General features: G+C 61.3%; 23 protein-coding genes, 4 tRNA genes, 1 pseudogene and 1 riboswitch. Of the genes and pseudogenes, 12 read left to right on the top strand and 16 right to left on the bottom strand.

Annotated elements, in window-relative coordinates:
* Nucleotides 1–6: 6 nt before the first annotated feature.
* From AB4P96_RS11880 to uvrB, 7 genes are all read right to left on the bottom strand, one after another.
* Entirely contained in the window at nt 7–546 is a 540-nt protein-coding gene (locus AB4P96_RS11880; RefSeq protein ID WP_017138728.1) for a TetR/AcrR family transcriptional regulator, read from the bottom strand.
* A gap of 183 nt (nt 547–729) precedes the next feature.
* Nucleotides 730–805: transfer RNA gene (locus AB4P96_RS11875), tRNA-Glu, on the bottom strand.
* Nucleotides 806–884: 79 nt separating this feature from the next.
* Nucleotides 885–960: transfer RNA gene (locus tag AB4P96_RS11870), tRNA-Ala, on the bottom strand.
* Between the two features lie 50 nt (nt 961–1,010).
* A tRNA-Glu gene (locus AB4P96_RS11865) sits at nt 1,011–1,086 on the bottom strand.
* Nucleotides 1,087–1,164: 78 nt separating this feature from the next.
* A tRNA-Ala gene (locus AB4P96_RS11860) sits at nt 1,165–1,240 on the bottom strand.
* 147 nt (nt 1,241–1,387) lie between these two features.
* A complete protein-coding gene (gltX, locus tag AB4P96_RS11855) occupies nt 1,388–2,869 on the bottom strand; it encodes a glutamate--tRNA ligase (protein WP_017138727.1) in 1,482 nt (493 codons plus the stop codon).
* Between the two features lie 190 nt (nt 2,870–3,059).
* Complete coding sequence (uvrB, locus tag AB4P96_RS11850) at nt 3,060–5,075, bottom strand: excinuclease ABC subunit UvrB (protein WP_099548995.1); 2,016 nt, start codon at nt 5,073–5,075, stop codon at nt 3,060–3,062.
* 343 nt (nt 5,076–5,418) lie between these two features.
* Here uvrB and AB4P96_RS11845 point away from each other — a divergent pair, with 343 nt between their 5' ends.
* Both AB4P96_RS11845 and AB4P96_RS11840 read left to right on the top strand, forming a co-directional pair.
* A complete protein-coding gene (locus AB4P96_RS11845; protein WP_017138725.1) occupies nt 5,419–6,615 on the top strand; it encodes an amino acid aminotransferase in 1,197 nt (398 codons plus the stop codon).
* Nucleotides 6,616–6,716: 101 nt separating this feature from the next.
* A complete protein-coding gene (locus AB4P96_RS11840) occupies nt 6,717–6,926 on the top strand; it encodes a hypothetical protein (protein ID WP_049712317.1) in 210 nt (69 codons plus the stop codon).
* A gap of 48 nt (nt 6,927–6,974) precedes the next feature.
* Here AB4P96_RS11840 and AB4P96_RS11835 read toward each other — a convergent pair whose 3' ends face one another.
* The gene (locus tag AB4P96_RS11835; RefSeq protein WP_395600803.1) at nt 6,975–7,847 is read right to left on the bottom strand and encodes a LysR family transcriptional regulator; all 873 of its coding nucleotides are present in this window, start codon (nt 7,845–7,847) and stop codon (nt 6,975–6,977) included.
* A gap of 190 nt (nt 7,848–8,037) precedes the next feature.
* Between AB4P96_RS11835 and AB4P96_RS11830 the strand changes: the two genes are divergently transcribed.
* The 5 genes and pseudogenes from AB4P96_RS11830 to AB4P96_RS11810 all read left to right on the top strand — a co-directional run.
* Nucleotides 8,038–9,429, top strand: coding sequence for an aldehyde dehydrogenase family protein (locus AB4P96_RS11830; protein ID WP_395600802.1), 1,392 nt, complete (start codon nt 8,038–8,040; stop codon nt 9,427–9,429).
* A gap of 495 nt (nt 9,430–9,924) precedes the next feature.
* A riboswitch (cobalamin riboswitch) is annotated at nt 9,925–10,119 on the top strand.
* A gap of 114 nt (nt 10,120–10,233) precedes the next feature.
* Nucleotides 10,234–11,244 (top strand): ABC transporter substrate-binding protein, encoded by a 1,011-nt coding sequence (locus AB4P96_RS11825; RefSeq protein ID WP_395600801.1) that lies wholly within the window; start codon nt 10,234–10,236, stop codon nt 11,242–11,244.
* On the top strand, nt 11,241–12,245 hold the full coding sequence (locus AB4P96_RS11820) for an iron ABC transporter permease (protein ID WP_017138720.1): 1,005 nt from the start codon (nt 11,241–11,243) through the stop codon (nt 12,243–12,245). Before AB4P96_RS11825 ends, AB4P96_RS11820 begins: the two co-directional genes overlap by 4 nt.
* Nucleotides 12,242–13,006, top strand: a complete 765-nt coding sequence (locus AB4P96_RS11815) for an ABC transporter ATP-binding protein (protein WP_395600800.1) — start codon at nt 12,242–12,244, stop codon at nt 13,004–13,006. The genes AB4P96_RS11820 and AB4P96_RS11815 overlap by 4 nt, the downstream gene beginning before the upstream one ends.
* Nucleotides 13,007–13,379: 373 nt before the next feature.
* Nucleotides 13,380–13,571, top strand: a pseudogene (locus tag AB4P96_RS11810) (histidinol phosphatase); the annotation flags it as partial.
* A 334-nt stretch (nt 13,572–13,905) separates the two neighbouring features.
* On the opposite strand, the gene AB4P96_RS11805 reads toward AB4P96_RS11810, so the two are convergent.
* From AB4P96_RS11805 to AB4P96_RS11790, 4 genes are all read right to left on the bottom strand, one after another.
* A complete protein-coding gene (locus AB4P96_RS11805) occupies nt 13,906–14,403 on the bottom strand; it encodes a GNAT family N-acetyltransferase (protein WP_170037934.1) in 498 nt (165 codons plus the stop codon).
* 20 nt (nt 14,404–14,423) lie between these two features.
* A complete protein-coding gene (locus AB4P96_RS11800) occupies nt 14,424–14,963 on the bottom strand; it encodes a hypothetical protein (RefSeq protein ID WP_176992079.1) in 540 nt (179 codons plus the stop codon).
* Nucleotides 14,964–15,028: 65 nt separating this feature from the next.
* Complete coding sequence (locus AB4P96_RS11795; protein WP_236462851.1) at nt 15,029–15,973, bottom strand: alpha/beta hydrolase; 945 nt, start codon at nt 15,971–15,973, stop codon at nt 15,029–15,031.
* A complete protein-coding gene (locus tag AB4P96_RS11790; protein WP_017136899.1) occupies nt 15,973–16,413 on the bottom strand; it encodes a TspO/MBR family protein in 441 nt (146 codons plus the stop codon). Before AB4P96_RS11790 ends, AB4P96_RS11795 begins: the two co-directional genes overlap by 1 nt.
* 195 nt (nt 16,414–16,608) lie before the next feature.
* Between AB4P96_RS11790 and chrA the strand changes: the two genes are divergently transcribed.
* Nucleotides 16,609–17,820, top strand: a complete 1,212-nt coding sequence (gene chrA / locus AB4P96_RS11785; protein ID WP_395600799.1) for a chromate efflux transporter — start codon at nt 16,609–16,611, stop codon at nt 17,818–17,820.
* Here chrA and AB4P96_RS11780 read toward each other — a convergent pair.
* Entirely contained in the window at nt 17,801–18,382 is a 582-nt protein-coding gene (locus AB4P96_RS11780; RefSeq protein ID WP_236462845.1) for a nucleotidyltransferase family protein, read from the bottom strand. The two genes, chrA and AB4P96_RS11780, sit on opposite strands and share 20 nt — an antisense overlap.
* 124 nt (nt 18,383–18,506) lie before the next feature.
* Here AB4P96_RS11780 and AB4P96_RS11775 point away from each other — a divergent pair, with 124 nt between their 5' ends.
* Nucleotides 18,507–19,112: a hypothetical protein gene (locus AB4P96_RS11775; protein WP_169988614.1), complete on the top strand. Its 606-nt coding sequence runs from the start codon at nt 18,507–18,509 to the stop codon at nt 19,110–19,112.
* Nucleotides 19,113–19,658: 546 nt separating this feature from the next.
* A complete protein-coding gene (locus AB4P96_RS11770; protein ID WP_069786600.1) occupies nt 19,659–19,898 on the top strand; it encodes a DUF6124 family protein in 240 nt (79 codons plus the stop codon).
* Nucleotides 19,899–19,935: 37 nt separating this feature from the next.
* Here the strand turns inward: AB4P96_RS11770 and AB4P96_RS11765 are convergent, their stop codons facing one another.
* From AB4P96_RS11765 to AB4P96_RS11755, 3 genes are all read right to left on the bottom strand, one after another.
* Nucleotides 19,936–20,235 (bottom strand): hypothetical protein, encoded by a 300-nt coding sequence (locus tag AB4P96_RS11765; protein WP_017136894.1) that lies wholly within the window; start codon nt 20,233–20,235, stop codon nt 19,936–19,938.
* 75 nt (nt 20,236–20,310) lie between these two features.
* Nucleotides 20,311–20,544, bottom strand: coding sequence for a hypothetical protein (locus AB4P96_RS11760; RefSeq protein WP_017136893.1), 234 nt, complete (start codon nt 20,542–20,544; stop codon nt 20,311–20,313).
* 136 nt (nt 20,545–20,680) lie between these two features.
* Nucleotides 20,681–20,860, bottom strand: a complete 180-nt coding sequence (locus AB4P96_RS11755; RefSeq protein ID WP_236462841.1) for a hypothetical protein — start codon at nt 20,858–20,860, stop codon at nt 20,681–20,683.
* Between the two features lie 15 nt (nt 20,861–20,875).
* Here AB4P96_RS11755 and AB4P96_RS11750 point away from each other — a divergent pair, with 15 nt between their 5' ends.
* Nucleotides 20,876–22,444, top strand: coding sequence for a J domain-containing protein (locus tag AB4P96_RS11750; RefSeq protein ID WP_395600798.1), 1,569 nt, complete (start codon nt 20,876–20,878; stop codon nt 22,442–22,444).
* Nucleotides 22,441–23,454 (top strand): DUF3829 domain-containing protein, encoded by a 1,014-nt coding sequence (locus tag AB4P96_RS11745; protein ID WP_236462836.1) that lies wholly within the window; start codon nt 22,441–22,443, stop codon nt 23,452–23,454. Before AB4P96_RS11750 ends, AB4P96_RS11745 begins: the two co-directional genes overlap by 4 nt.
* Nucleotides 23,455–23,456: the final 2 nt, after the last annotated feature.

Here is a 23,456-nt window from a genome sequence, read left to right as displayed (position 1 = left end):
TCCTTTTTAACGCACTGCCGACTTGGCGGCGCGCAACACGCGGTCGGACAATTCACCCGGGCCAAGCGCGCGGGCCAGCGCCAGGCCGCCGATCATCAAGGCCATGTCGGCCAAGGCCTTGTCGGTGTCTTCGGGGCTGGCGGCCAGTTGGGCGGCCATCAATTCGGTGTGCTCGTTGAGCGCCAGGCGGAACTCGTCCGGCAGGCGGCTCATCTCGCCCACGGTGGCGGGGATCGGGCAGGCGTGGTCGGTGGAGTCGCGGTGCTTGCGCGACAGGTAGAACGCCGCCACCAGGCTTCTGCGCTCCTCACCGGTCAGTTGCGCGTCCATGTCGTCGATCGACGCACGCCGCCGAGCCAGCAACTGGGTGAAGGCCTCCAGCATCAGCGCGTCCTTGCTTTCAAAGTGCGCGTAGAAACCGCCGACCGTGAGCCCGGCTGCGCCCATGACTTCGCCGACACTCGGCTCAGCCGGGCCGCGCTGGATCAACGCCGCGCTGGCAGCCTGCAAAATGCGTTCGCGGGTTTGCGCTTTTTTATCGCTCATCAGTGCCTCCGTCTCTCATGGGTTGAATATTATTACCATAATAATATTTAGCAAGCGACAGGCATGACCGCTGGTCAGGACAGAATAAGGGGCACTGAGGAGAGAATTGGCCAAACGCCAGACAAACAAAAGGGCCATTCAATAATTGAATGACCCTTAAAAATCCCGCAGAGCGGGTAATCGTGGCGTCCCCTAGGGGACTCGAACCCCTGTTACCGCCGTGAAAGGGCGGTGTCCTAGGCCACTAGACGAAGGGGACACAAACCTTCTATACACTGATCAGCGCTGAGAACTGATCGATTCAAGGACGGTGTGGCCAGAACCTTGAACCTGTAAATTGGTGGAGCTAAACGGGATCGAACCGTTGACCTCTTGCATGCCATGCAAGCGCTCTCCCAGCTGAGCTATAGCCCCGGATTTTTCGTCTCGCGACGCAGCAGACCTTTCGAGCTGCTTGTTTAAACTGGCGTCCCCTAGGGGACTCGAACCCCTGTTACCGCCGTGAAAGGGCGGTGTCCTAGGCCACTAGACGAAGGGGACAAAACCTTCTGTACAACCGATCAGAGCTGAGTTCTGATCAATTCAAGGACGGTGTGGCCAGACCTTGAACCTGTAAATTGGTGGAGCTAAACGGGATCGAACCGTTGACCTCTTGCATGCCATGCAAGCGCTCTCCCAGCTGAGCTATAGCCCCTCATCGGTGAGGACGGGGCGAATCTTAATGGCGGTTTGGAAGTGTGTCAAATTTATTTTCAACAATTTCCAAACTTTTTTGCCGGGATAACAATCACTTACCGGCGAAACCCCGGAAAACCGGGGTTTCGTCGTAACAACAGCCTGCTTAAGCGATAGCGCCCAGCAGCTTTTCCCACTCTTTGTTTTCTTTCTTCGAAACACCCCCAAGCAAATCAAGGGCTTGGCGCAGACGGAAACGCGTAAGGTCCGGGCCGAGAATTTCCATCGCATCGAGCACCGACACCGAACTGGCCTGCCCGGTGATCGCGGCAAACATCAGCGGCATGGCATCGCGCAATTTCAGTTCCAACGATTCCACCACTGCCTGGATCGTCGCGGTGATGGCATCTTTCTCCCACTGGCGCAGGCTTTCGAGCTTCCACAGGATCAACTGCATCAATTGGCGAACCTGATCACCGGAGAGCTTCTTGGACTCAAACAGCTTGGCGTCCGGGTTCACGCCACCGGCGAAGAAGAAGCTGGCCAGCGGTGCGACCTGACTGAACGTCTCTACCCTGCCCTGCACCAGCGGCGCGATCTTCATCATGTACTCGGGGTTCAGCGCCCACTGCTGCACACGGCTGGCAAACTCTTCCACCGGCAAATCACGCAGCCACTGGCCGTTGAGCCACGACAGCTTCTCGATATCGAAGATCGGCCCGCCGAGGGAAACGCGCGACAGGTCGAAGTGGTCGACCATTTCCTGCAGCGAGAACTTCTCGCGCTCGTCCGGCATCGACCAGCCCATACGGCCCAGGTAGTTGAGCATCGCCTCAGGCATAAAGCCCATGCGCTCGTAGAACGTCACCGACGTCGGGTTCTTGCGCTTGGACAGCTTGCTCTTGTCCGGGTTACGCAGCAGCGGCATGTAGCACAGCTGCGGTTGCTCCCAGCCGAAATACTCGTACAGCAGAATCAGTTTGGGCGCCGACGGCAGCCATTCTTCGCCGCGCAGCACGTGGGTGATGCCCATCAGGTGGTCGTCGACCACGTTGGCCAGGAAGTACGTCGGCAGGCCGTCGGTCTTCATCAGCACTTGCATGTCCATGCGGTCCCACGGGATCTCGACGTCACCGCGCAGCATGTCCGGCACCACGCACACGCCTTCGCTCGGCACTTTCATGCGGATCACGTGCGGCTCGCCGGCGGCCAGGCGCCGGGCCACTTCTTCCTTGGACAGCAGCAGCGCGCGGCCGTCGTAACGCGGGGTTTCACCACGGGCCTGTTGCTCGGCACGCATCTGGTCGAGTTCTTCGGCGGTGCAGAAGCACGGGAAGGCGTGGCCCATGTCGACCAGTTGCTGGGTGTACTGCTTGTAGATGTCGCTGCGCTCGCTCTGACGATACGGGCCGTGCGGGCCGCCGACGTCCGGGCCTTCGGCCCAGGTAATCCCCAACCAGCGCAAGGCATCGAAAATCTGCTGCTCCGACTCACGGGTGGAGCGCACCTGATCGGTGTCTTCGATCCGCAGGATGAATTCACCGCCGTGCTGCTTGGCAAAGCAGTAGTTGAACAGGGCGATGTAGGCAGTACCGACGTGGGGATCCCCAGTAGGCGATGGCGCAATGCGCGTGCGGACGGTGGTCATGGCAGGTCTCGAATGGGCGATAAAACTGAAAATTGAAACAAGGGGCGAATGGTAACACCAGCGCGGGGGGTTCTGGCAGACCGCGGTGTCGCTATCGCAGGCAAGCCAGCTCCCACATTTTGACTGTGTTCACACATCAACTGTGGGAGCCGGGCTTGCCCGCGATGAGGCCAGACCGGCTAGCGAAAAATCAAACAGCCAACAACCGCTCCCGCAACTTGCCGATCTCATCGCGCGTCTGCGCCGCCGCCTCAAACTCAAGATCGCGCGCCAACTGGTACATCTTCTCTTCCAACTGCCGAATCCGCTTGGTGATCTCACTCGGCGAGCGCAGTTCGTTCTCGTACTTGGCGCTCTCCTCGGCCGCCTTGGCCATGCCCTTGCGCTTCTTGCTGCGCGAGCCCGGCACGGTGGCGCCTTCCATGATGTCGGCAACGTCCTTGAACACCCCTTTGGGGGTGATGCCATGCTCCAGGTTAAACGCAATCTGCTTGTCACGACGGCGCTCAGTCTCGCCAATCGCCCGTTCCATGGAGCCGGTGATGCGATCCGCGTACAGAATCGCGCGACCATTGAGGTTACGCGCGGCACGGCCAATGGTCTGGATCAACGAGCGCTCGGAACGCAGGAAGCCTTCCTTGTCCGCATCCAGAATCGCCACCAGCGAAACCTCCGGCATGTCCAGGCCTTCGCGCAGCAAGTTGATGCCCACCAGCACATCAAACACACCCAGGCGCAGGTCGCGGATGATCTCTACACGCTCCACGGTGTCGATGTCCGAGTGCAAATAACGCACGCGAACGCCGTGGTCGGCCAGGTAATCGGTCAAGTCTTCGGACATGCGCTTGGTCAGCGTGGTGACCAGCACGCGCTCTTCCAGGGCCACGCGCTTGGTGATTTCCGAGAGCAAATCATCGACCTGGGTCAGCGCCGGGCGGATTTCAATCTGCGGGTCCACCAGCCCGGTCGGCCTCACCAACTGCTCAATCACACGGCCGGCATGTTCGGCTTCATAGTTGCCTGGGGTTGCAGACACGAAGATGGTCTGCGGGCTGATGGCCTCCCACTCGTCAAAACGCATCGGCCGGTTATCCAGTGCCGATGGCAGACGGAAGCCGTATTCCACCAACGTCTCTTTACGCGAACGGTCGCCCTTATACATGGCGCCGACCTGCGGCACGCTGACGTGGGATTCGTCGATCACCAGCAGCGCGTCGTCGGGCAAATAATCATAGAGCGTCGGCGGCGCGGCGCCGGCTTCGCGCCCCGACAGGTAGCGCGAGTAGTTTTCGATGCCGTTGCAGTAGCCCAGCTCCAGGATCATCTCCAAATCGAAGCGGGTGCGCTGCTCCAGGCGCTGGGCTTCCACCAGTTTGTTGTTGGCGCGCAGGTATTCCAGACGCTCTACCAGTTCGGCCTTGATGCCTTCGATCGCCCCCATCAGGGTTTCACGCGGCGTCACGTAGTGGCTTTTCGGATAGAAGGTGAAGCGCGGCAGTTTGCGGATCACCTCGCCGGTCAACGGGTCGAAGGCCGACAGGCTCTCGACTTCATCGTCGAACAGCTCAATGCGGATCGCTTCCAGGTCGGATTCGGCCGGGTAAATGTCGATCACATCGCCACGCACACGGAAGGTGGCGCGGGCAAAATCCATGTCATTGCGGGTGTACTGAAGGCTTGTCAGGCGGCGCAGCAGTTCGCGCTGGTCGAGTTTGTCGCCGCGATCGACGTGCAGCACCATTTTCAAATAAGTTTCCGGGCTGCCCAGGCCGTAGATGCACGACACCGTGGTGACGATGATTGCGTCCTTGCGCTCCAGCAACGCCTTGGTCGCCGACAACCGCATCTGCTCGATATGGTCGTTGATCGACGCATCCTTCTCGATAAAGGTGTCGGACGACGGCACATAGGCTTCGGGCTGGTAGTAGTCGTAGTAGGAGACGAAGTACTCCACCGCGTTGTTCGGGAAGAACGCCTTGAACTCACCGTACAACTGCGCGGCCAGGGTTTTGTTCGGCGCCAGCACCAGAGTCGGGCGGTTGATCTGCGCGATCACGTTGGCGATGCTGAAGGTCTTGCCTGAACCGGTCACCCCGAGCAGCGTCTGGTGCGCCAGGCCGGCTTCGATGCCTTCGACCATCTGGCGAATGGCTTCGGGTTGGTCGCCGGCGGGTTCAAAACGGGTGACGAGCTGGAAATCCGACATAACGTACCTCGTGAAGTCACCCCAGACTCGAAACCGCCAGGGACGAAATAGCTCAGCAACCCGCGAAAAGACTTCGCAGGTTGCAGGAAAAAACCATGATAGCTGTAGAAGTGGTGGCGAATGTGACGGGTTTCAAGGCAATCGTCCTACCTGCCGTCGCTGATCAATATTGCAATAAGACTAACGGTGGGCAAATAAACCGAAAAACTTGGCCGAAAAGCCGTTTCGGTTGTCGCCCTGAGCCTGGATGGCCTCTATACTAGCTCCCCGTTTGTGCACCGCTCTAGTGCATTCGGCTGGAGCGCGACACGTCCCTCCATTCCCCCATAGAGCTGCCGCAAAAATGAGCCTGTTCTCCGCTGTCGAAATGGCACCACGCGATCCAATCCTGGGCCTCAACGAAGCATTTAACGCCGATACACGAACCACCAAGGTCAACCTTGGCGTGGGCGTTTACTGCAACGAGGAGGGGAAGATTCCACTCTTGCGTGCCGTTGCCGAAGCGGAAGCCATTCGCGTGGCGCAACACGCCGCCCGTGGCTACCTGCCGATCGACGGTATCGTGGCTTACGACCAGGCCGTGCAAAAGCTGCTGTTCGGCGCTGAGTCGCCACTGCTGAGCGCCGGCCGTGTGATCACCGCCCAAGCGGTCGGCGGCACCGGCGCGCTTAAAATCGGCGCGGACTTCCTCAAGCAACTGCTGCCCAACGCCGTCGTCGCTATCAGCGACCCGAGCTGGGAAAACCACCAGGCCCTGTTCGAAAAAGCCGGCTTCCCGGTGCAGACCTACCGCTACTACGACGCGGCCACCCACGACGTCAACCGTGCCGGCCTGCTCGAAGACCTCAACGCCCTGCCGCCACAGTCCATCGTGGTGCTGCACGCCTGCTGCCACAACCCGACCGGCGTTGACCTGAGCCCGGCCGACTGGCAAAACGTGCTGGACGTGATCAAGGCCAAGAACCTGGTGCCGTTCCTCGACATGGCCTACCAGGGCTTTGGCGACGGCATCCACGAAGACGCCGCTGCTGTGCGCCTGTTTGCTGAATCGGGCCTGACCTTCTTTGTCTCCAGCTCGTTCTCCAAGTCGTTCTCGCTGTACGGCGAACGCGTGGGCGCGCTGTCGATCGTCAGCGAATCCAAGGAAGAAAGCGCGCGCATCCTGTCCCAGGTCAAACGCGTTATCCGCACCAACTACTCCAACCCGCCGACCCACGGCGCGGCGATCGTGGCTGCGGTGCTGAACAACCCTGAGCTGCGCGCCCAGTGGGAAGCCGAACTGGCCGAGATGCGCCTGCGCATCCGCGGCATGCGCGAGCAGATGGTCGCCGAACTGGCCAAGGCTGCACCGGGCCACGACTTCAGCTTCGTCGGCCGCCAGCGTGGGATGTTCTCCTACTCCGGCCTGACCGTTGAGCAAGTCACCCGCCTGCGCACCGAGTTTGGCATCTACGCGCTCGACACCGGCCGTATCTGCGTGGCCGCGTTGAACCAGTCGAACATTGGTGCGGTAACAAAAGCGATTGTTCAGGTTCTATAAACCTGCCAGCGTCGTACGAAGGGGGAAGCCGATGGCTTCCCCCTTTTTGTTGGCCAAGCCACTAGACTGAAGACCGACTGCCCCTTAGCTGTGAGAGCCTTATGAGAAACGACGACCTGGACCTGCGCGCCGACCGCGACGAACTGCACGACTACACACCCCGTGCCCCACAAGCCAAGCGCCAGAAAAGTCTGGTGCTGCAAGTGGCGCTGGGTGTGTTTCTGGGTGGGTTGGCCTTGTGGCTGGTGCAGTTGGGCGCCACGGCACTGATGGCCAAGCTGGCCATGGGCACCCTGCAATTTGGCGGTTAAAAACACGATCACAATGTGGGAGCTGGCTTGCCTGCTCCCACACTGGTTCTACTTCGCCTGCAGACCGCGTTCCTCCAGCAACTTCACAAAGCTGTTCAAACTCTGCGACACCGTACCCCGGCGCCAGATCAGCCAGGTATTGAGGAGGCGGAACGCGTCGGTCAACGGCCACACACTCACCGCCGTAAACCCCGGCATGCTCTCCAGCATGCTGCGCGGCATCAGCGCCAGGCCGGCACCGGCACTGACGCAGGCGAGCATGCCGTGGTACGACTCCATTTCGAAAATCTTGCCCGGCACCGCGCCATCCTGTGAAAACCAGCGTTCGAAGTGATGGCGATACGAGCAGTTCGAACGAAAGGTGTAGATGCTCTCCCCCGCCACATCCTGGCCCCGCGTGATCGGCGCATGGTGCAGCGGCGCAATCACCACCATCTCCTCTTCAAACACCGCCACGCCTTCCAGCGTGGCATGCAGCACCGGCCCATCGACAAACGCCGCCGCCAGGCGCCCCGACAGCACGCCCTCGATCATCGTGCCCGACGGCCCGGTGCTCAGGTCCAGCTCGACCTTGGTGTGTTTCTGGTTATACGCCGCCAATAGCGCCGGAATGCGTACAGCCGCCGTACTCTCCAGCGAGCCAAGCGCAAACGCGCCCTGAGGCTCCTCCCCGGCCACGGTTGCGCGGGCCTCCTGCACCAAATCAAGAATGCGCCGCGCATAACCGAGGAAATTCCAGCCGGCTGGTGACAGGCGCAGGCGGCTTTTCTCACGGATAAACAACTCCACGCCCAAATCCTGCTCCAGTTGCTTGATGCGTGTGGTCAGGTTCGACGGCACGCGATGAATCAACTGCGCGGCGGCGCTGATGCTGCCTTGCTCGGCAACGGCCTTGAAGATTTCCAGCTGCACCAGATCCAAGTCATTCTCCAATCGTGAACGTATGTGAGCGTTCCCACGCTCTGCGTGGGAATGCCGCCAAGGACGCTCCGCGTCCAAAATCCAACATCCATTCTCAATTCGAGAACGTATCACTTAATATTATTCAGTTTCCAGAAAACATGCATCCCCGTAGGCTGACCCCATTCCACTCATTCAGCCGGACGGTGCCATGAACGCTATTACTCACCAGACCCACGCCTTGTCGATCAACCCCGCCAATGGCGAAATGGTCGCCAGCTACCCCTACGAAACCGCGGCGCAACTGGACGCCGCCCTAGACCGCGCCACTGACGCTTTCCGCAGCTGGCGCCGCCAGCCGGTGAGCCAACGCGCTGAACTGCTGCTGGCCCTGGCCGGTGCATTGCGCGAGCAAGCCGAAGACATGGCCCAGATGATCACCCTGGAAATGGGCAAACCCATCGCCCAGGCCCGCGCCGAAATCGAAAAATGTGCACAGCTCAGCGAGTGGTACGCCGCCCAAGGCCCAGCCATGCTCGCACCGGAACCGACCCTGGTGGACAACGGCAGCGCGCAGATCGAATATCGCCCGCTGGGCCTGATCTTCGCCGTCATGCCGTGGAACTTCCCGGTGTGGCAAGTACTGCGCGGCGCCGTGCCGACCTTGCTGGCCGGTAACACCTACGTGCTTAAACACGCGCCGAATGTGATGGGCAGCGCCTACCTGATCCAGCAGGCGTTCCAGAAAGCTGGTTTTGCCGAAGGTATTTTTGAAGTGGTCAACGTCACCAACGAGGGCGTATCCAAGGCCATCGCCGACCCACGCATCGCCGCCGTCACCCTCACTGGCAGCGTGCGCGCCGGTATCGCCATCGGCTCCCAAGCCGGTGCAGCGCTGAAAAAATGCGTGCTGGAATTGGGCGGCTCCGACCCGTTTATCGTGCTTAACGACGCCGACCTTGATGCCGCCGTGCAGGCCGCCGTGATCGGGCGCTTCCAGAACAGCGGCCAGGTCTGCGCCGCCGCCAAGCGCCTGATCATCGAAGCAGGTGTGGTGGAAGCTTTCACAGCCAAATTCCTTGAGGCCAGCCGCGCGCTGGTAATGGGCGACCCGACCTCGACCCTCACTTACGTCGGCCCGATGGCCCGTTTCGACCTGCGCGACGAGCTGCATGGCCAAGTCCAGGCCACCCTGGAAGAAGGCGCGACCCTGCTGCTGGGCGGCAATAAAGTGCCCGGCGCCGGCAACTACTATGAGCCGACCGTACTGGCCAACGTCACCGACCAGATGACCTCGTTCAAACAGGAACTGTTCGGCCCCGTGGCCTCGATCATCACCGCCCGCGATGCTGACCACGCCGTGGCCCTGGCCAACGACAGCGAGTTCGGCTTGACCGCCAGTGTCTTCACCACCGACTCGGCGAAGGCACGGGATATCACCAACCAACTGGAAACCGGCGCAGTATTCGTCAACTCGTTCAGCGTGTCAGACCCACGCGTGGCGTTTGGCGGCGTGAAAAAGAGTGGGTTCGGGCGGGAATTGTCTCACTTTGGTGTGCGTGAATTCTGCAACGCACAGACCGTGTGGCTGGATCGCAAATAAAACCGGCAACACCCTTCAACTGTGGGAGCTGGCTTGCCTGCGATAGCCATAGGTATCTACACAACCGGTTAGTGGCCAGTGGGCTGTTGTGGCGAGCAGACTTGTCCTGCGTTGGGCCGCGAATCGGCCCCAAACCCAGACACCACAGGAGAAATAGGCTGCTTTAAAAAGTTGTGTAGATACCTATGCTGCGATAGCGGTGCATCAGTGACAACTCCTTGGCTGACCCACTGCCATCGCAGGCAAGCCAGCTCCCACCTTTGATCTGCGGTGCTTATCGATTAGTCGACCGTCACGTTGCCCACTGCTTTTGCAGCTTGCCTTTACTCGCTTCCAGCACTTGCTCGCGCGTTACTCGGTTGGTAGGCATGGTCACCTTCTCCAGGCCTTCAAAAGCGCAGGCGTCCCCAACTGAACCGGCGAGCAGTAGGCAGGCCCAAGGCATAGCTCTTATTCTTCGCAGGAATGGCGCCAATTCCCCCCGCACCCCGCAATCGACTACCATACCGCGCCGGTTCCCAAACGGGACTAATAGGGAATTCGAAGCGCGGCCCATCGCGCCAATCGAAACTGCCCCCGCAACTGTAGGTGCCGAGCCTGCTCCCCATTGCCACTGGACCACGTCCGGGAAGGCCGGAGCGAGGCGACGACGCATCAGTCAGGAGACCTGCCGGCCCAGCGTTATCACTCACCGGCGGGGTGTCCGGGAAGGACATCCGCGCCCTGCAAACCTGCAGCGTTCAAAGGTGTGTTTCCGAGCCGTACCTGCCCTGTTTCCCGTACGGTTCACTCGGAGATTGCCCCATGCTGCTACGCGTTTGCGCCCTGATCACCGGCCTGGGCTTTTGTGCCCTGGCCCACGCCACGCCGACTCACTACCCGCTCACGGTGGAAAACTGCGGCAGCAGCGTCACCTTCCAACAGGCCCCGGCACGCAGCGTGACCATTGGCCAGGCCGCCACCGAGATGCTCTACGCCCTGGGCGTGGCGAATAAAGTGGTCGGCACCTCGCTGTGGTTCAACAGCGTATTACCGCAGTTCAAAGCGCAAAACGACAAGATCGAGCGCCTGGCCGACAACGAGCCGAGCTTCGAAGCTGTGATCGCCAAACGCCCACAACTGGTGGCCGCCGAGCTGGAATGGGTGGTCGGCCCGCAAGGCGTGGTCGGTACCCGCGAGCAATTCCACGAACTGAAGATTCCCACCTACGTGCTGCCCTCCGACTGCGAAGGCAAGGACAACCTGGTGGGCGCCGATGGCACGCGGCTGGAGCCGTTTCGCATCGACACGATCTATAAAAGCATCAGCCAGTTGGCTGAGATTTTCGACGTGCAAGCGCGTGGCCAACAGTTGAATGACGAACTCAAGGCACGCCTGGCAAAGTCGGTCGCCACCGCGCAAGGCAAAGGCCTCAAGCACGCCAGCGCACTGGTGTGGTTTTCCAGCAGCGAGATGGCGGCCGACCCGTATGTGGCCGGCCACAAGGGCATTCCCGAATTGATGCTGCAAACCCTCGGCCTGCACAACGTGGTGCAGTCCGACGAAGAATGGCCCGCCGTCGGTTGGGAGACCATCGCCAAGGCCAACCCGACCTTCCTGGTGATCGCGCGCATGGACCGCCGTCGCTACCCGGCCGACGACCATGAAAAGAAACTCGCCTTCCTGCGCAGCGACCCGGTGACCCGCAACATGGAAGCGGTGAAAAACAACCGCATCCTCATTATTGATGCCCTGGCGTTGCAGGCCAGCCTGCGCATGTTCGATGGCCTGGAACAACTGGCCGGTGCCATCGACGGCTACGACCTGTCGAAATGATGCGAACCCTACTCGCCCTCGCCGTGTTGCTGATGGCCGTGCTCGCCGGCACCGCCATCGGCGAAACCGCCATCGAACCGCAAGTGGTCTTGCAGGTGCTGGCCAACAAACTCTGGGCGGCCGGTTACGTGCTCGACCCGATCGATGAAGGCGTGGTGTGGAACTACCGCCTGACACGGGCGCTGGTTGCCGCCGCGTGTGGCGCCGGGCTGGCCACCTGCGGGGTGATCCTGCAGTCGCTGCTGCGCAACCCATTGGCCGATCCGTACCTGCTGGGCATCAGCGCGGGCGCCTCGACCGGTGCAGTGTTGGTGGCATTGATGGGCGTGGGCGGCGGGCTGATTTCGCTGTCGGCGGGCGCGTTTGTCGGCGCGATGGCGGCGTTTGCGTTGGTGATATTGCTGGCACGGGCCAGCGGCTCAGTCAGCGGCACCGGCCAGATCATCCTCGCCGGCATCGCCGGTTCGCAGCTGTTCAATGCCCTCACCGCGTTCCTGATCACCAAGTCCGCCAGTTCCGAACAGGCGCGCGGCATCATGTTCTGGCTGCTGGGCAACCTCAGCGGCGTGCGCTGGCCGTCGGTGTGGCTGGCGGTACCGGTGGCAGTCGCAGGCCTGGCGGTGTGCTTGTGGCATCGGCGTGCGCTGGATGCGTTTACCTTTGGCACCGACTCGGCGGCTTCGTTGGGTATTCCAGTGCGCCGTGTGCAATTTGTGCTTGTCGGTTGCGCGGCGCTGGTGACGGCGGTGATGGTGTCGATTGTCGGCTCCATCGGTTTTGTCGGGCTGGTGATTCCCCACGCCGTGCGCCTGCTGCTGGGCACCGGGCATTCGCGGTTGCTGCCCGCCAGTGCGCTGGGTGGCGCGTTGTTCTTGATCGCTGCTGATGTGCTGTCGCGCACCTTGATCAAAGGCCAGGTGATTCCCGTCGGTGTGGTCACTGCCTTGGTCGGCGCGCCAGTCTTTGCATTGATCCTGATTGGCCGGAGGAATGCGCGATGACGGTACTCAGTTGCACCGGCCTGGGCTTCAAGGTGCGTGAAACGCATTTGCTGCGCGACATTGATCTTGAAGTTCAGCCAGGTGAAACCTTGGGCATTGTCGGGCCGAACGGCTCGGGCAAATCCACCCTGCTTAAATTGCTCGCCGGTTTGCGTGTGCCTGCGTCCGGCGAGGTGTTACTGGGCGGCCAGCGCCTGACCAAACTGCCCCGTCGCCTTGTTGCGCAACACCTGGCGGTGGTGGAGCAGCAGGCTGATACCGACGATGCCATCCGCGTGTTCGATGCCGTGGCGCTGGGCCGCACGCCCTGGCTGTCGGCGCTGAGCCCGTGGTCTGCCGAAGACGATGCCATCGTGCGCCAGGCGCTGCACGACGTCGATGCCACCCACCTGAGCCAACGCGCCTGGCGCAGCCTCTCTGGCGGCGAGCGCCAACGCGTGCACATCGCCCGCGCATTGGCGCAACGACCGCAGATCTTGTTGCTGGATGAGCCGACCAATCACCTGGATATCCAACATCAACTGGCGATTTTGAAAGGTGTGCAGGCGCTGCCGGTGACCACGCTGATTGCGCTGCATGACCTGAACCAGGCGCTGACCTGTGATCGCTTGGCGGTACTGGATCGCGGCTGCCTGGTGGCATTGGGCACGCCGCTGGAGGTGCTGACGCCGCAGCGGCTACAGGAAACATTCGGGGTGCAGGCGCATTACCTCACGGACCCGTTCGACGGCGCGCAAATCCTGCGGTTACGCCCCATTTAATGGACTGCACACCGCGCAAAGGTGGGAGCTGGCTTGCCTGCGATGCCGGCGGATCAGTGCCATAGCTGGGGCTGACACACCGCTATCGCAGCATAGGTATCTACACAACTTTTAGAGGCATCCCATTTCTCCTGTGGCGAGCAGGCTTGTCCTGCGTTGGGCTGCGAAGCAGCCCCAGTAAAGGCACTGCAATTTTCCTGAAAGTACTCAGCGTCTGGGTTTGGGGCCGCTTCGCAGCCCAACGCAGGGCAAGCCTGCTCGCCACAACAGTCCACTTGCGACAGACTTCTAACCGTTGTGTAGACACCTATGGCTATCGCAGGCAAGCCAGCTCCCACCTTGATCTATAGAGCCCGCTGCATATGTGTCGTCTGCCACGCATGACCTGAACCAGGCGCTGACCTGTGATCGTTTGGCGATACTGGATCGCGGCTGCCTGGTGGCATTGGGCAAACCGCTGGAGGTGCTGACGCCGCAGCGGCTACAGGAAACATTCGGGGTGCAGGCGCATTACCTGACGGACCCGTTCGACGGCGCGCAAATCCTGCGGTTACGCCCCATTTAATGGACTGCACACCGCGCAAAGGTGGGAGCTGGCTTGCCTGCGATGCCGGCGGATCAGTGCCATAGCTGGGGCTGACACACCGCTATCGCAGCATAGGTATCTACACAACTTTTAGAGGCATCCCATTTCTCCTGTGGCGAGCAGGCTTGTCCTGCGTTGGGCTGCGAAGCAGCCCCAGTAAAGGCACTGCAATTTTCCTGAAAGTACTCAGCGTCTGGGTTTGGGGCCGCTTCGCAGCCCAACGCAGGACAAGCCTGCTCGCCACAACAGTCCACTTGCGACAGACTTCTAACCGTTCTATGGCTATCGCAGGCAAGCCAGCTCCCACCTTGATCTATAGAGCCCGCTGCATATGCGTGGTCTGCCACACCGGGTCGGCTTCGACGTCGATCACCTCAAACCCCTGCCGCCGCCAAAAATCAATCGCACCCGGCAAAAACGGATGGGTGTGCAGGTAAACCACCTCTACCCCATCCGCCTGTGCCTTCATCTCCAATGCGCGATACAACTCCCCTGCCAAACCAAAACGGCGAAACGCCGGCAGCACAAACAGGCGCACCACCTCGACGACTTTGCGGCCCTGGTAATTCAACTGCGGGAAGCGCCCGTCATACGGCAGATAGCCGACGGCAGCCACGATTTGATCTTCAACACAGGCCAGCAGAAACTGGCCGTCACCCTTTAGGTAAACGGCCTCAAATCGCGCCAAGTCATCCGGCAGGCCCGTGGCGCTGAGTTTGGGGAAAAGCTCGGCGCGGGCCTGCAGAACAAAGGCCAGCACCTGCGGAAGGTCGGCGGCCGTCACCGTCCGAATGGTCGGGCTTTGTGCCATACAATCTCGATCGCTCAGTGTCACTTGGTATGCACGTAGCACAAAGCAGAGCCCTTCACGCCCGACGCATGGACGCTGACATGCCGCGTGGAAAAACCTGGCTTCTCGACGAACTGCTTCTCTTGCCAACTCGCGTAGATGCCGTACTGATAACCGATGGCGCCATTGGCATACCACGACACGGCCATCTTATACACGCCCTTCTCATCCGGGGCCTCCCACAGCGTCTTGTCGAGGACCGGCTTCGCCTGGTTGAACGTGCGCAGGTGGAACGTGCGCGGCCCGCCGTTGGGCTCGGTCGAACTGGACAGAAACAGCGTGTCGTCTTCGGCATCGTCTTCGGCAGCCGCCAGAATCACTGCCGGCACCCACTTCTCGCCCCGGTACTCTTTTTCGATGAACACCGTGCAGCTCAACGTGCCGTCACCTGGGGTCTTCATTTTGAATTGCCGCTCGTACTGCCCGTAGGGCACATCAAACGAGAAGTTGTATTCGGCGGCTTGAACACCTGCCACCAGCAAAAATGCCGACAGCCCTACAACTGCATGGGAAATGGTCACGTGTGCGTCCTTGCGGGAATCTGGAAACCAGGGTGTCAGAGGTTACGCGGGGTGCAGGTGAATGGCTAACCACTACAAGCGAGTACCGACTGGATTCTCGCCGATATCCACCGCCGACTGTAAGCAAGAACGTCATCCGCCATCGCCACCGGAAAATGAATAAACCCATGGGCAGATTCCGGCAACAGGTGCGCCTCAACCTGCGCGGCCATGCCCCAGCGCTCGGCCATCTGCAGCGTGTCGTCCAGCAACGGGTCAAGTTCGCCGACAAACATCAACGCCGGCGGCAAGCCGGTCAGGTCGCCAAACAACGGTGACAACGGCGGCTGCCGACGTTGCTCATCACTCAAGCCCGGCGTGAGCATGCGCAGCGCTTCGACCATGCCTGGTCCGTCCAGCAACAACGTCTGCGGCCCCGCCGTGCGCACGCTCGGTGTGCCGGTCAAGTCGTATACGCCGTAGTACAGCACCGCGCCGTTGACACGTTTGAGCAGGTCCGGCCATTGCTTAAGCGCCAGCAAGGTTGCGGCCGCCAAATGCCCACCGGCAGACTCACCCACGACGAACACCGGCAAGTCGGCAAACTCATCACTGCTGAGTAACCAGCGCGCGGCATTCAGGCAGTCCTCCATCAGCCCCTCAACCGGCGTGTCCACCGCCAGCCGGTAATCCACCGACACCACCGCCACACCACACGCCTGCACCATGCCCAGGTTGAGGTCGTCATCCATCTGTGCATTGCCGATCACCCAACCGCCGCCGTGGATATCCAGCACCACGCCGTTGGTTTTCCCCTCGGGCCGCAGGATACGCACGGGCACACCGGCCACTCGGCGGGTTTCAGCCGCAGGCGCTTTCTTGACCTTTTGACTGACCCGCAGCAACGCCTGGATCAAACGCGGCGTGACGCGATTGCGGATTTTAAAACGCGGCAGCCAGGCCAGCTTTTTATTGAACTGGCGCATCTGGACTAATTCAGCCTCGCTCGCGGGCCAGCGTTTATGAGCCATCAGCGGTTATTACGCAAAATCGAGAAATTCAACGCCGCCGCTACGCTCAGCCACGCCAGGTAAGGGAACAGGATCAAGCCGGTGATCAAGTCCAGCCGCAACGCCATCACCACCAACGCCGCCACCACCAGCCACAGCAGCACAATCACCACCATCCCGGCCACGATGTTATGCGCGCCGAAAAACACCGGCGTCCACAGCGTGTTCAGCGCAATCTGCGCCGCCCACAGGCCCAGGGCCAATTGGCTGCCGGGAATCATCGTCAGGCGATAACCCGCCCAGGCGAGCAGCAGGTAGATGACGGTCCAGGCCACCGGAAACAGCCAATTGGGTGGAGTGAAGCCGGGCTTGACCAGGGTTTCGTACCACTGGCCGGGCTTGAAAATGATGCCGGTACTGGCGGCGGCGCCGCAGGCGATGAGGAAAATAAGGAAGATCATGGGCTGTCCTGGGCTGAAATCAGCGGTGATGGGTGGGAGGCCTTGTTCCCTGCCATTTCAATGACTCAAACACACGGGCATAAATTCCATCCAGCGCGGCAATTTGCACAAACCAGCGCCTCTTCTTCGCGTCATCAAAATCGACTAGGGTGCCTCTACGCCTTAATCCGTTTGCCGTCATTGGGATGCTGCGCCTTGAACCTCTCCACTGTTGACCACCGCGCCAGCCCCTGGACGGTATTCCTGATTTTCCTGCGCCTTGGGCTCACGTCATTCGGTGGTCCGGTGGCGCATCTGGGTTACTTTCGCAACGAGTTCGTCACCCGGCGGCGCTGGCTGAGTGAGCGCACTTATGCGGACCTTGTAGCACTGTGCCAATTCCTCCCCGGCCCGGCCAGCAGCCAGGTGGGCATTGCGCTGGGTCTGTCACGGGCGGGCTACGGCGGCGCGCTGGCGGCGTGGCTGGGGTTTACCCTGCCGTCGGCCGTGGTGCTGATCCTGTTTGCAATGGGTATTGCCCAACACAGCGCGGCCATCCCGTCCGGCGTGCTGCACGGCCTTAAAGTCGTGGCGGTCGCCGTCGTCGCGCAAGCCGTGTGGGGCATGGCGCGCAACCTGTGCACCGACGCAACGCGCATCACTGTGATGCTGATCGCCGCCTGCATAGCCCTGCTGCAAACCTCGGCCTGGGGCCAGGTGGGTGTTATAGCCGCAGCGGCACTGGCCGGCCTGCTCTGGCTCAATACCCCGCCGCCGACCACCCACGACGCGCTGCCCATCACCCTCAGCCGTCGAACCGGGGCAATGTGGCTGGCGTTGTTCCTGATATTACTGGCGGGCCTGCCGCTGCTGGCGCAGTTCACAACCCGCCAAGACGTGGCCATGATCGACGCGTTCTACCGCACCGGTGCACTCGTGTTCGGTGGCGGCCACGTGGTACTGCCGCTATTGCAAGCGGAGGTCGTGCCGACACTCTGGGTGAGCAACGACGTATTCCTGGCCGGCTACGGGGCGGCGCAAGCCATGCCCGGTCCCCTGTTCACCTTCGCCGCATTCCTTGGCGCGTCGATGCAACAGCCCCCCACCGGTTGGCCTGGCGGTTTGCTCTGCCTGCTGGCGATCTTTGCGCCCTCGTTTTTGCTGGTGATGGGCGCAATGCCCTTCTGGGAAAGCCTGCGCCGCAGCCCGCGCACCCAAGCGGCTCTCGCGGGCGTGAATGCTGCGGTGGTTGGCCTGTTGCTGGCAGCGCTGTACCAACCGGTGTGGACCAGCGCCATCTTCAGCGCCCGGGACTTCGGTCTGGCCCTGATCGCCCTGGTGGCGTTGATGGTGTGGAAATTACCCCCGTGGCTGGTGGTGCTGGGCAGCGCCGGGGTCGGATGGCTGCTCAGTCTCGGCCCGGCATAACCTCAGGCGCCACGATCGTGAGCCAAGGCCAGCGCGCCTGATAACTGCGGGCCTTGGCGGCGAACAACTCAGGCTCGCGGTGCAGCGGGTTAATGCGCAACACGCCCTGCTCCACATCCGCCAACCCATAGGGCGCGTACACTTCGCCGGTGTCGATCTCCAGCCCGATGCAGGTGCCGGCCACCAGGTAACGGTCCACGCCCTGTTTAGCCGAGTGCAGCTGCGGATAAGGCCGACCAAAGCGCTCGCTGTACCAAAGGTGCACCCGCGCCTGGTTCTTGACCTCGACATTGACGCCCAAATCCTCAAACAACCGCTCGGCGGCGCGGATCACTTTGTCCTCCGCTTCGTAGGACAGATCCGTGTCGAAGTAAAAGACGTCGTAGTCCTTTACGCCCTGAGCCGCAGGCAAGTTTGACTGATGGTTCCATACGGCCTGGAACAGGCAGCCCGCCGTGAGCATGCACTGCTCTACGCCGAGGTCGGGCAGGCGTGCGGTGATTTCGGCGTTGATGGGGTTGGCCATGGCCAGCTCGAGCAGGGTGTTGACGGTCAATGTCATGTTTAATCCTTGTGTGTTCAGGGTGGTTCAAGTCACCGAACCTACACGACGGCGGGGAGGGTTTCGTGACAGCAATGTTTCTATACACTTTGCCCGCCCGCCACCAATCGTCAAGGATAAAACGATGCGAATCAGAGAAATGGCCCTCATCACCGCCGCCGCTTTGCTGCTCACCGCCTGCAGCGACAGCCCGTCGGACACCGACATTCAAGCCGCGCTGCAACCCAGGCTCGAAGGCGCGTCCTGCGTGAAGGCGGCGATGTTCAACCGCTTCCCGGTGACCTTGGGTGACGGCGTCATGAGCGGCACCTCCAGCGCCAACCAGCCGGCCTTCGACGCCCTGACCGACGCCGGCCTGCTGGCCAAAAGCGCCAACACCTACAGCCTCACCGACAACGGCCGCGCCGCCTATGTGCAGCAAGAGTCCGGGTTCTGCTACGCCCAGGGCTATGAAATCGCCAAGATCCAGAACATCGCCGCCAACCCCAACCCGATGGGCGCCGCCGTGGATAAATCCTGGGTGGTGACCGTGGACATCCGCCAGAAAACCATCGCCGACTGGGCCAACACCCCGGCGATTGAAAAACTGGCCCGCAACCCGGAAAACCTCTCCGAAGTGCCCAAGACCTACACCGTGGTGGTGGGCCGCTTGAAGGGTGAGCAAACGCTGAAGCTGATCGACCCACGGTTTTCGATCATGCGTGGGGTTGGGGTGAACCAGGCGTTCTAAGTGGTGAGCAGTACTGTTGTGGAAAGCGGGTTCGTTGTGGCGAGCAGGCTTGTTGTGGAAAGCAGGCTTGTTGTGGCGAGCAGGCTTGCCCTGCGCTGGAGTGCGCAGCGCTCCCAACCCAGCCACCGCGGTCCAAAAGAGAAACCCGTTCGCCGCTTTTGGGGCCGCTTCGCAGCCCAACGCAGGGCAAGCCTGCTCGCCACAAGGGAGTGTGCAAACCACAGGGAATTGTGAACAAGCCCGCACCACCTTGCTCCATTGCCTACGCGTGCGTCAGAATCCGCCGGCTTGTGTGCTGAGGTGGCCGTCTCTAAGGTGGCTCGGTCGCTGAATGTTCAGTGATCGGGTTTAGTAGCCCACGGTTTAACCTAACAGGTGCACAAGCTTCATCCGTCAGACATTGCGTCTGTGCTTGATGGTGGCTGTGCGTAGGGCGTCCTCGGACGCGCCGGTTTTGTTAGGTTCCACCGGTCTACTAACCTGCGTACAGCTACCGCCTTTTCGTTTAGTAGCGATGGGGTTGTAGCCCAAGCAAGGAACTTAACAATGGCTAATGACACAACAGACTCAACCACCCTCTTCACCGTCGTCCCCGACGCCAACACCGAAACCCTAATCACCAACAGCTACGAAACCTTCACCAGCGTAAGCACACTGCTGCTCGACCTGTCCGAAGACCTGTGCGGCAAACACCGCGACATCGCCCTGGCCATCCACCAACTAAGCGAACTGGGCGTGCTGCTCACGGCCAAATTGCTCGACCGTGAAGCACCTTGCCCTGGCTGATAAACAGCCCAAGGCAGCGCCGCTGATGGCGCTGCCTTCAATTAACCCCAGGGAACGAATCAACGTACTGAATAGTGAAGTCTGGAAAGGAGTCAACAATCTGGATCTTGTAGTCGGGGAAGCTCTCGACTGTTTTCCACTTGCCGGCCGAGTCGGGAAAACTGCTCACCTGTTTTACCTTAAGGTCAGGGAAACTGTTTACCACCTTGACCTTATAGTCCGGGAAGCTACTGACGAACTTGATGTTGCCGTAAATCTTCGACACATCAACAGTCGTATCAGCTTGAGCGCCGAAGGCACACGCCAGCAGCAGTGACGCGAGAGCAACCTTGAACATGACAGCCTCATCCTGAGCAATAAAAGGCGCCCAGTCTAACGCCCTGCGCGCACAACGTCCGGCATTGCCGGGTGCTTAACCCTTCAACTCACCCGCGCGGTTACTCGCCGCATCGTCGTAAGCCACATACAAGGATTCGGCGATCTGGCTTTTGATGGCTTTGGTGGATTCCAGGCCCAAGACAAAACCTTCGGCCTTGCCGCCAGCGCGGTTGAGTTCTTCGTGGGTCGCGGCGCCAGTGATGGCGTCGAGAAGCTTAGCGGCGTGAGGGCCGACGCCTTTGGGGAGGGAGATTTGGTCGATGGACATGGCGATACCTTGAGAAAAATGATCGGGAGCGCATGGACCACTGCCGGGGGTGCCATGGTAGACCGGTTGGCGTGGAAAGGGGGGGCTTTCGGCCAAAAGCCGCCGGTCGGGTCAGGCGGCGTCCGACCCACTCTCGTCATTCAGAACTGGCTAATTGGCAAAAAGGAAAAAAGGGGACAGATTTATTTACCTGCATATAGATCCGTCCCGTTTTTTGATTGGCCAATAGCCAGCACTGAAACGAGGACAGATTCGCGCCAAACAGGTAAGGTTCGCCCATTGCATCGCCCGCCAGGAGGGCGGTGCCGTTGTTCATGGAGTTGCGCCGCACATGAGTTGCTGGAACATCCTCGGCCTGCCTTCCGATGCCGACACCCGCACGATCAAACGTCAATACGCCGCCCTGCTGAAGAAAACCCGCCCGGATGATGACCCCGAGAGCTTTCAACGCCTGCGGGAAGCCTATGAAGAGGCGTTGAACTGGATCGAATGGCAGCGGGAAGATGATCAGCCTACGGTCGTGGAGCCGGTGCCCACTGCCGTCACTGTCGGGACGCTGCAACAGCAGTATCAGCAAGCCCTGGCAACCGGCACCGGGCTGATGTTTGAAGTCACGCTGCTGCAACGCATTGTCGACACCCACGACGTCAGCCTCGACGACCGCCAATGGGCCTTTGAAACCTTCCATTGGCTGACCGCCTGGCAACGCCTGGAGCTGCCCGGCGTGCTGATTGAAGCCCTGGAGATGCATAGCAAGGCGGCCCTGCAAAAATCCCTGCGCCTGCCCCTGGAACAGCAGGATGAGGCCGGCTTCCTGGCCGCCTATGAGGCGCGCTTGCGTGAGCCCTGGATTGACAAGACGCCCCACGCACAGTGGTTTAACACGTGGCTGGCCAAGCTGCTGCTGGACACCCGCTATTGGTCCCCGAGCGTGTTTGAAGCCGTGTGCGCCGGCCAGGGCTGGCACGGTGGCAGCAACCATACCTGCCCGCCCGACGATTGGCTGCAGTTGCTGCGGCGCCAGCAAAGCCCGCAGTTTATCGCCCGGCAACGCGAGCTGGCGGCGGAGCCTCCCGGCACCCCGCAGCAACGCGCCGCCCGCCTGCTGCTGGCACCCATGACCCTGGGACAACGCCGCGCCTTTGCCCAACGCCTGGACGCAGACGACTGGGCCGCCTGCCAACGGCTCAGCGCCGACATCTATGCCGACCACCCCACGGTGGCGGCCTCGATGCCAGGCGGCACGCCCTACTTCTGGCAAGGCTGGGAACGTGCGTTCGACAGTTGGCCGCTGGTGCTGGCAACCGTCGTGGGCTGCATGGTGGGCGCCCTGATACACGCCGATTCCCTGGCCGGCAACCTGATGAGAACCGTTGGCGTCGGCCTGTTGTGGTCGATCCCCATCGTGATGGGCGGCTTCGTGGGGTGGCATGTATGGCGCCCGCTGGCCCACCAGTATCGCGTGCTGGATGATCGCCTGGGCGCCCTGCTTCCCCGGTGGTTGAGCCCGACACGTCTGCCCCTGTTACCGTTGCGCGACCTGCTGCCAGGCGCGGTGATGATGGTGGCGGCCGGTTATAAAATCGGCCCGGCGGCCAGCGTGACGCTGCTGCTCGTGCTGGCTGCCATTGGCCTGTTCAAGCGGCACACCCTGAAAACCCACATCCCGTGGAAGGCCGACAACGCCCAATGGTCAACCCGCGCGATCGCCCTGGGCATTGCCATCTGCGTGGTGCTGTACAGCGCATTGAAGGCATTCGACAGCCAACACCAGGTCAATCCCAACCAGGGCTTGCAGCAATGGACCGAACGCCTGTGCAGCCGACTGCCGGCCACCGCCCGGGAGTGCCACGCCCCCGCCACCGAGGCGCAATGGTACGGCCAGGAGGCCAAACGATGAATCCGAAATGGTTGGTGCCCATCGCCCTGACCCTGGGCCTGGGCTTGCTCGGCCTGGCAGGGGCCAGCAAGCAGGTGGCGCAAGTGCAACTCTGGCTGGACAAGCGCGACGGCCCCGAAACCGCCAAGGCCAGCGCCCTGGCGCCGATCATCGACTGCATGAACCGCGTCGACCGGGACTGGCGCCTGTTCTATTACGGCTACACCCATCAGGAATGGTACAGGCCTTCGATTTTCGACGAGCAGACCTACGAATCCCTCGTGCAGATGGACCGGATCCTCAAGGAGTTCGGCGACCACGACGAAGCCCTGGGCCGCGACCTGCAAAACGATATCTGTGCCCGGCGCATCACCGGCAAGCTGGAGCGCCTGGAGCCCAATAGCCCATTGATCAATGCTGCCGGACGCTACGTGCTGGCCTTGCAGGACGTCACGCCGCTGACCAATTCGTTCGACTTCTACCAGCGGCTGGGCATGGCACGGTTTCAACCGCCCCAAGGGCAAGTCGCCCAGGCCATGGCCATCAAGGGCGATGCCTATATGGCCGCCTCCACCGAGCTGCGCAAGCGCCTGGAGCGCGAGGACGTGCGCCTGCGCCCTGGGCAACTGGCGCTGCTGCAGGCGCGCTTTGGCCAGGACACCCACTGGCACCTGCTCAACTACATGATTGCCGCACGAACAGCGGTGGACGAACTGGAGCAAGGGGTTTACCTCGCCACACTGACTCCGCAAACCCTCGCGCCATTGATTGACGCGGTGCAACGGGCGAGCGCCCACGGCAAGGCGTATGTGCGCCTGCACCCCGGCACACCGCGGGACGAGTTTGCCAACTACCTCTGGTACACCATAACGCCGTCGGCGGACGCGTACCTGCAAGCGTTGCAAACCCTTCAGCAGCACTGGCAGGAACATGCGACGCCGCAGCAGCTGAGTGACGACTATGCCCTCGTCACCCACTGCTACGACGTCTTGCTCAGCTTCTACAACAAACCGGCCCGTAATACGTTTTGAGG

The organism is Pseudomonas sp. B19125 (assembly GCF_044218855.1).
GTDB lineage: Bacteria > Pseudomonadota > Gammaproteobacteria > Pseudomonadales > Pseudomonadaceae > Aquipseudomonas > Aquipseudomonas edaphica.
This window is presented reverse-complemented; position numbering and strand designations above follow the sequence as displayed.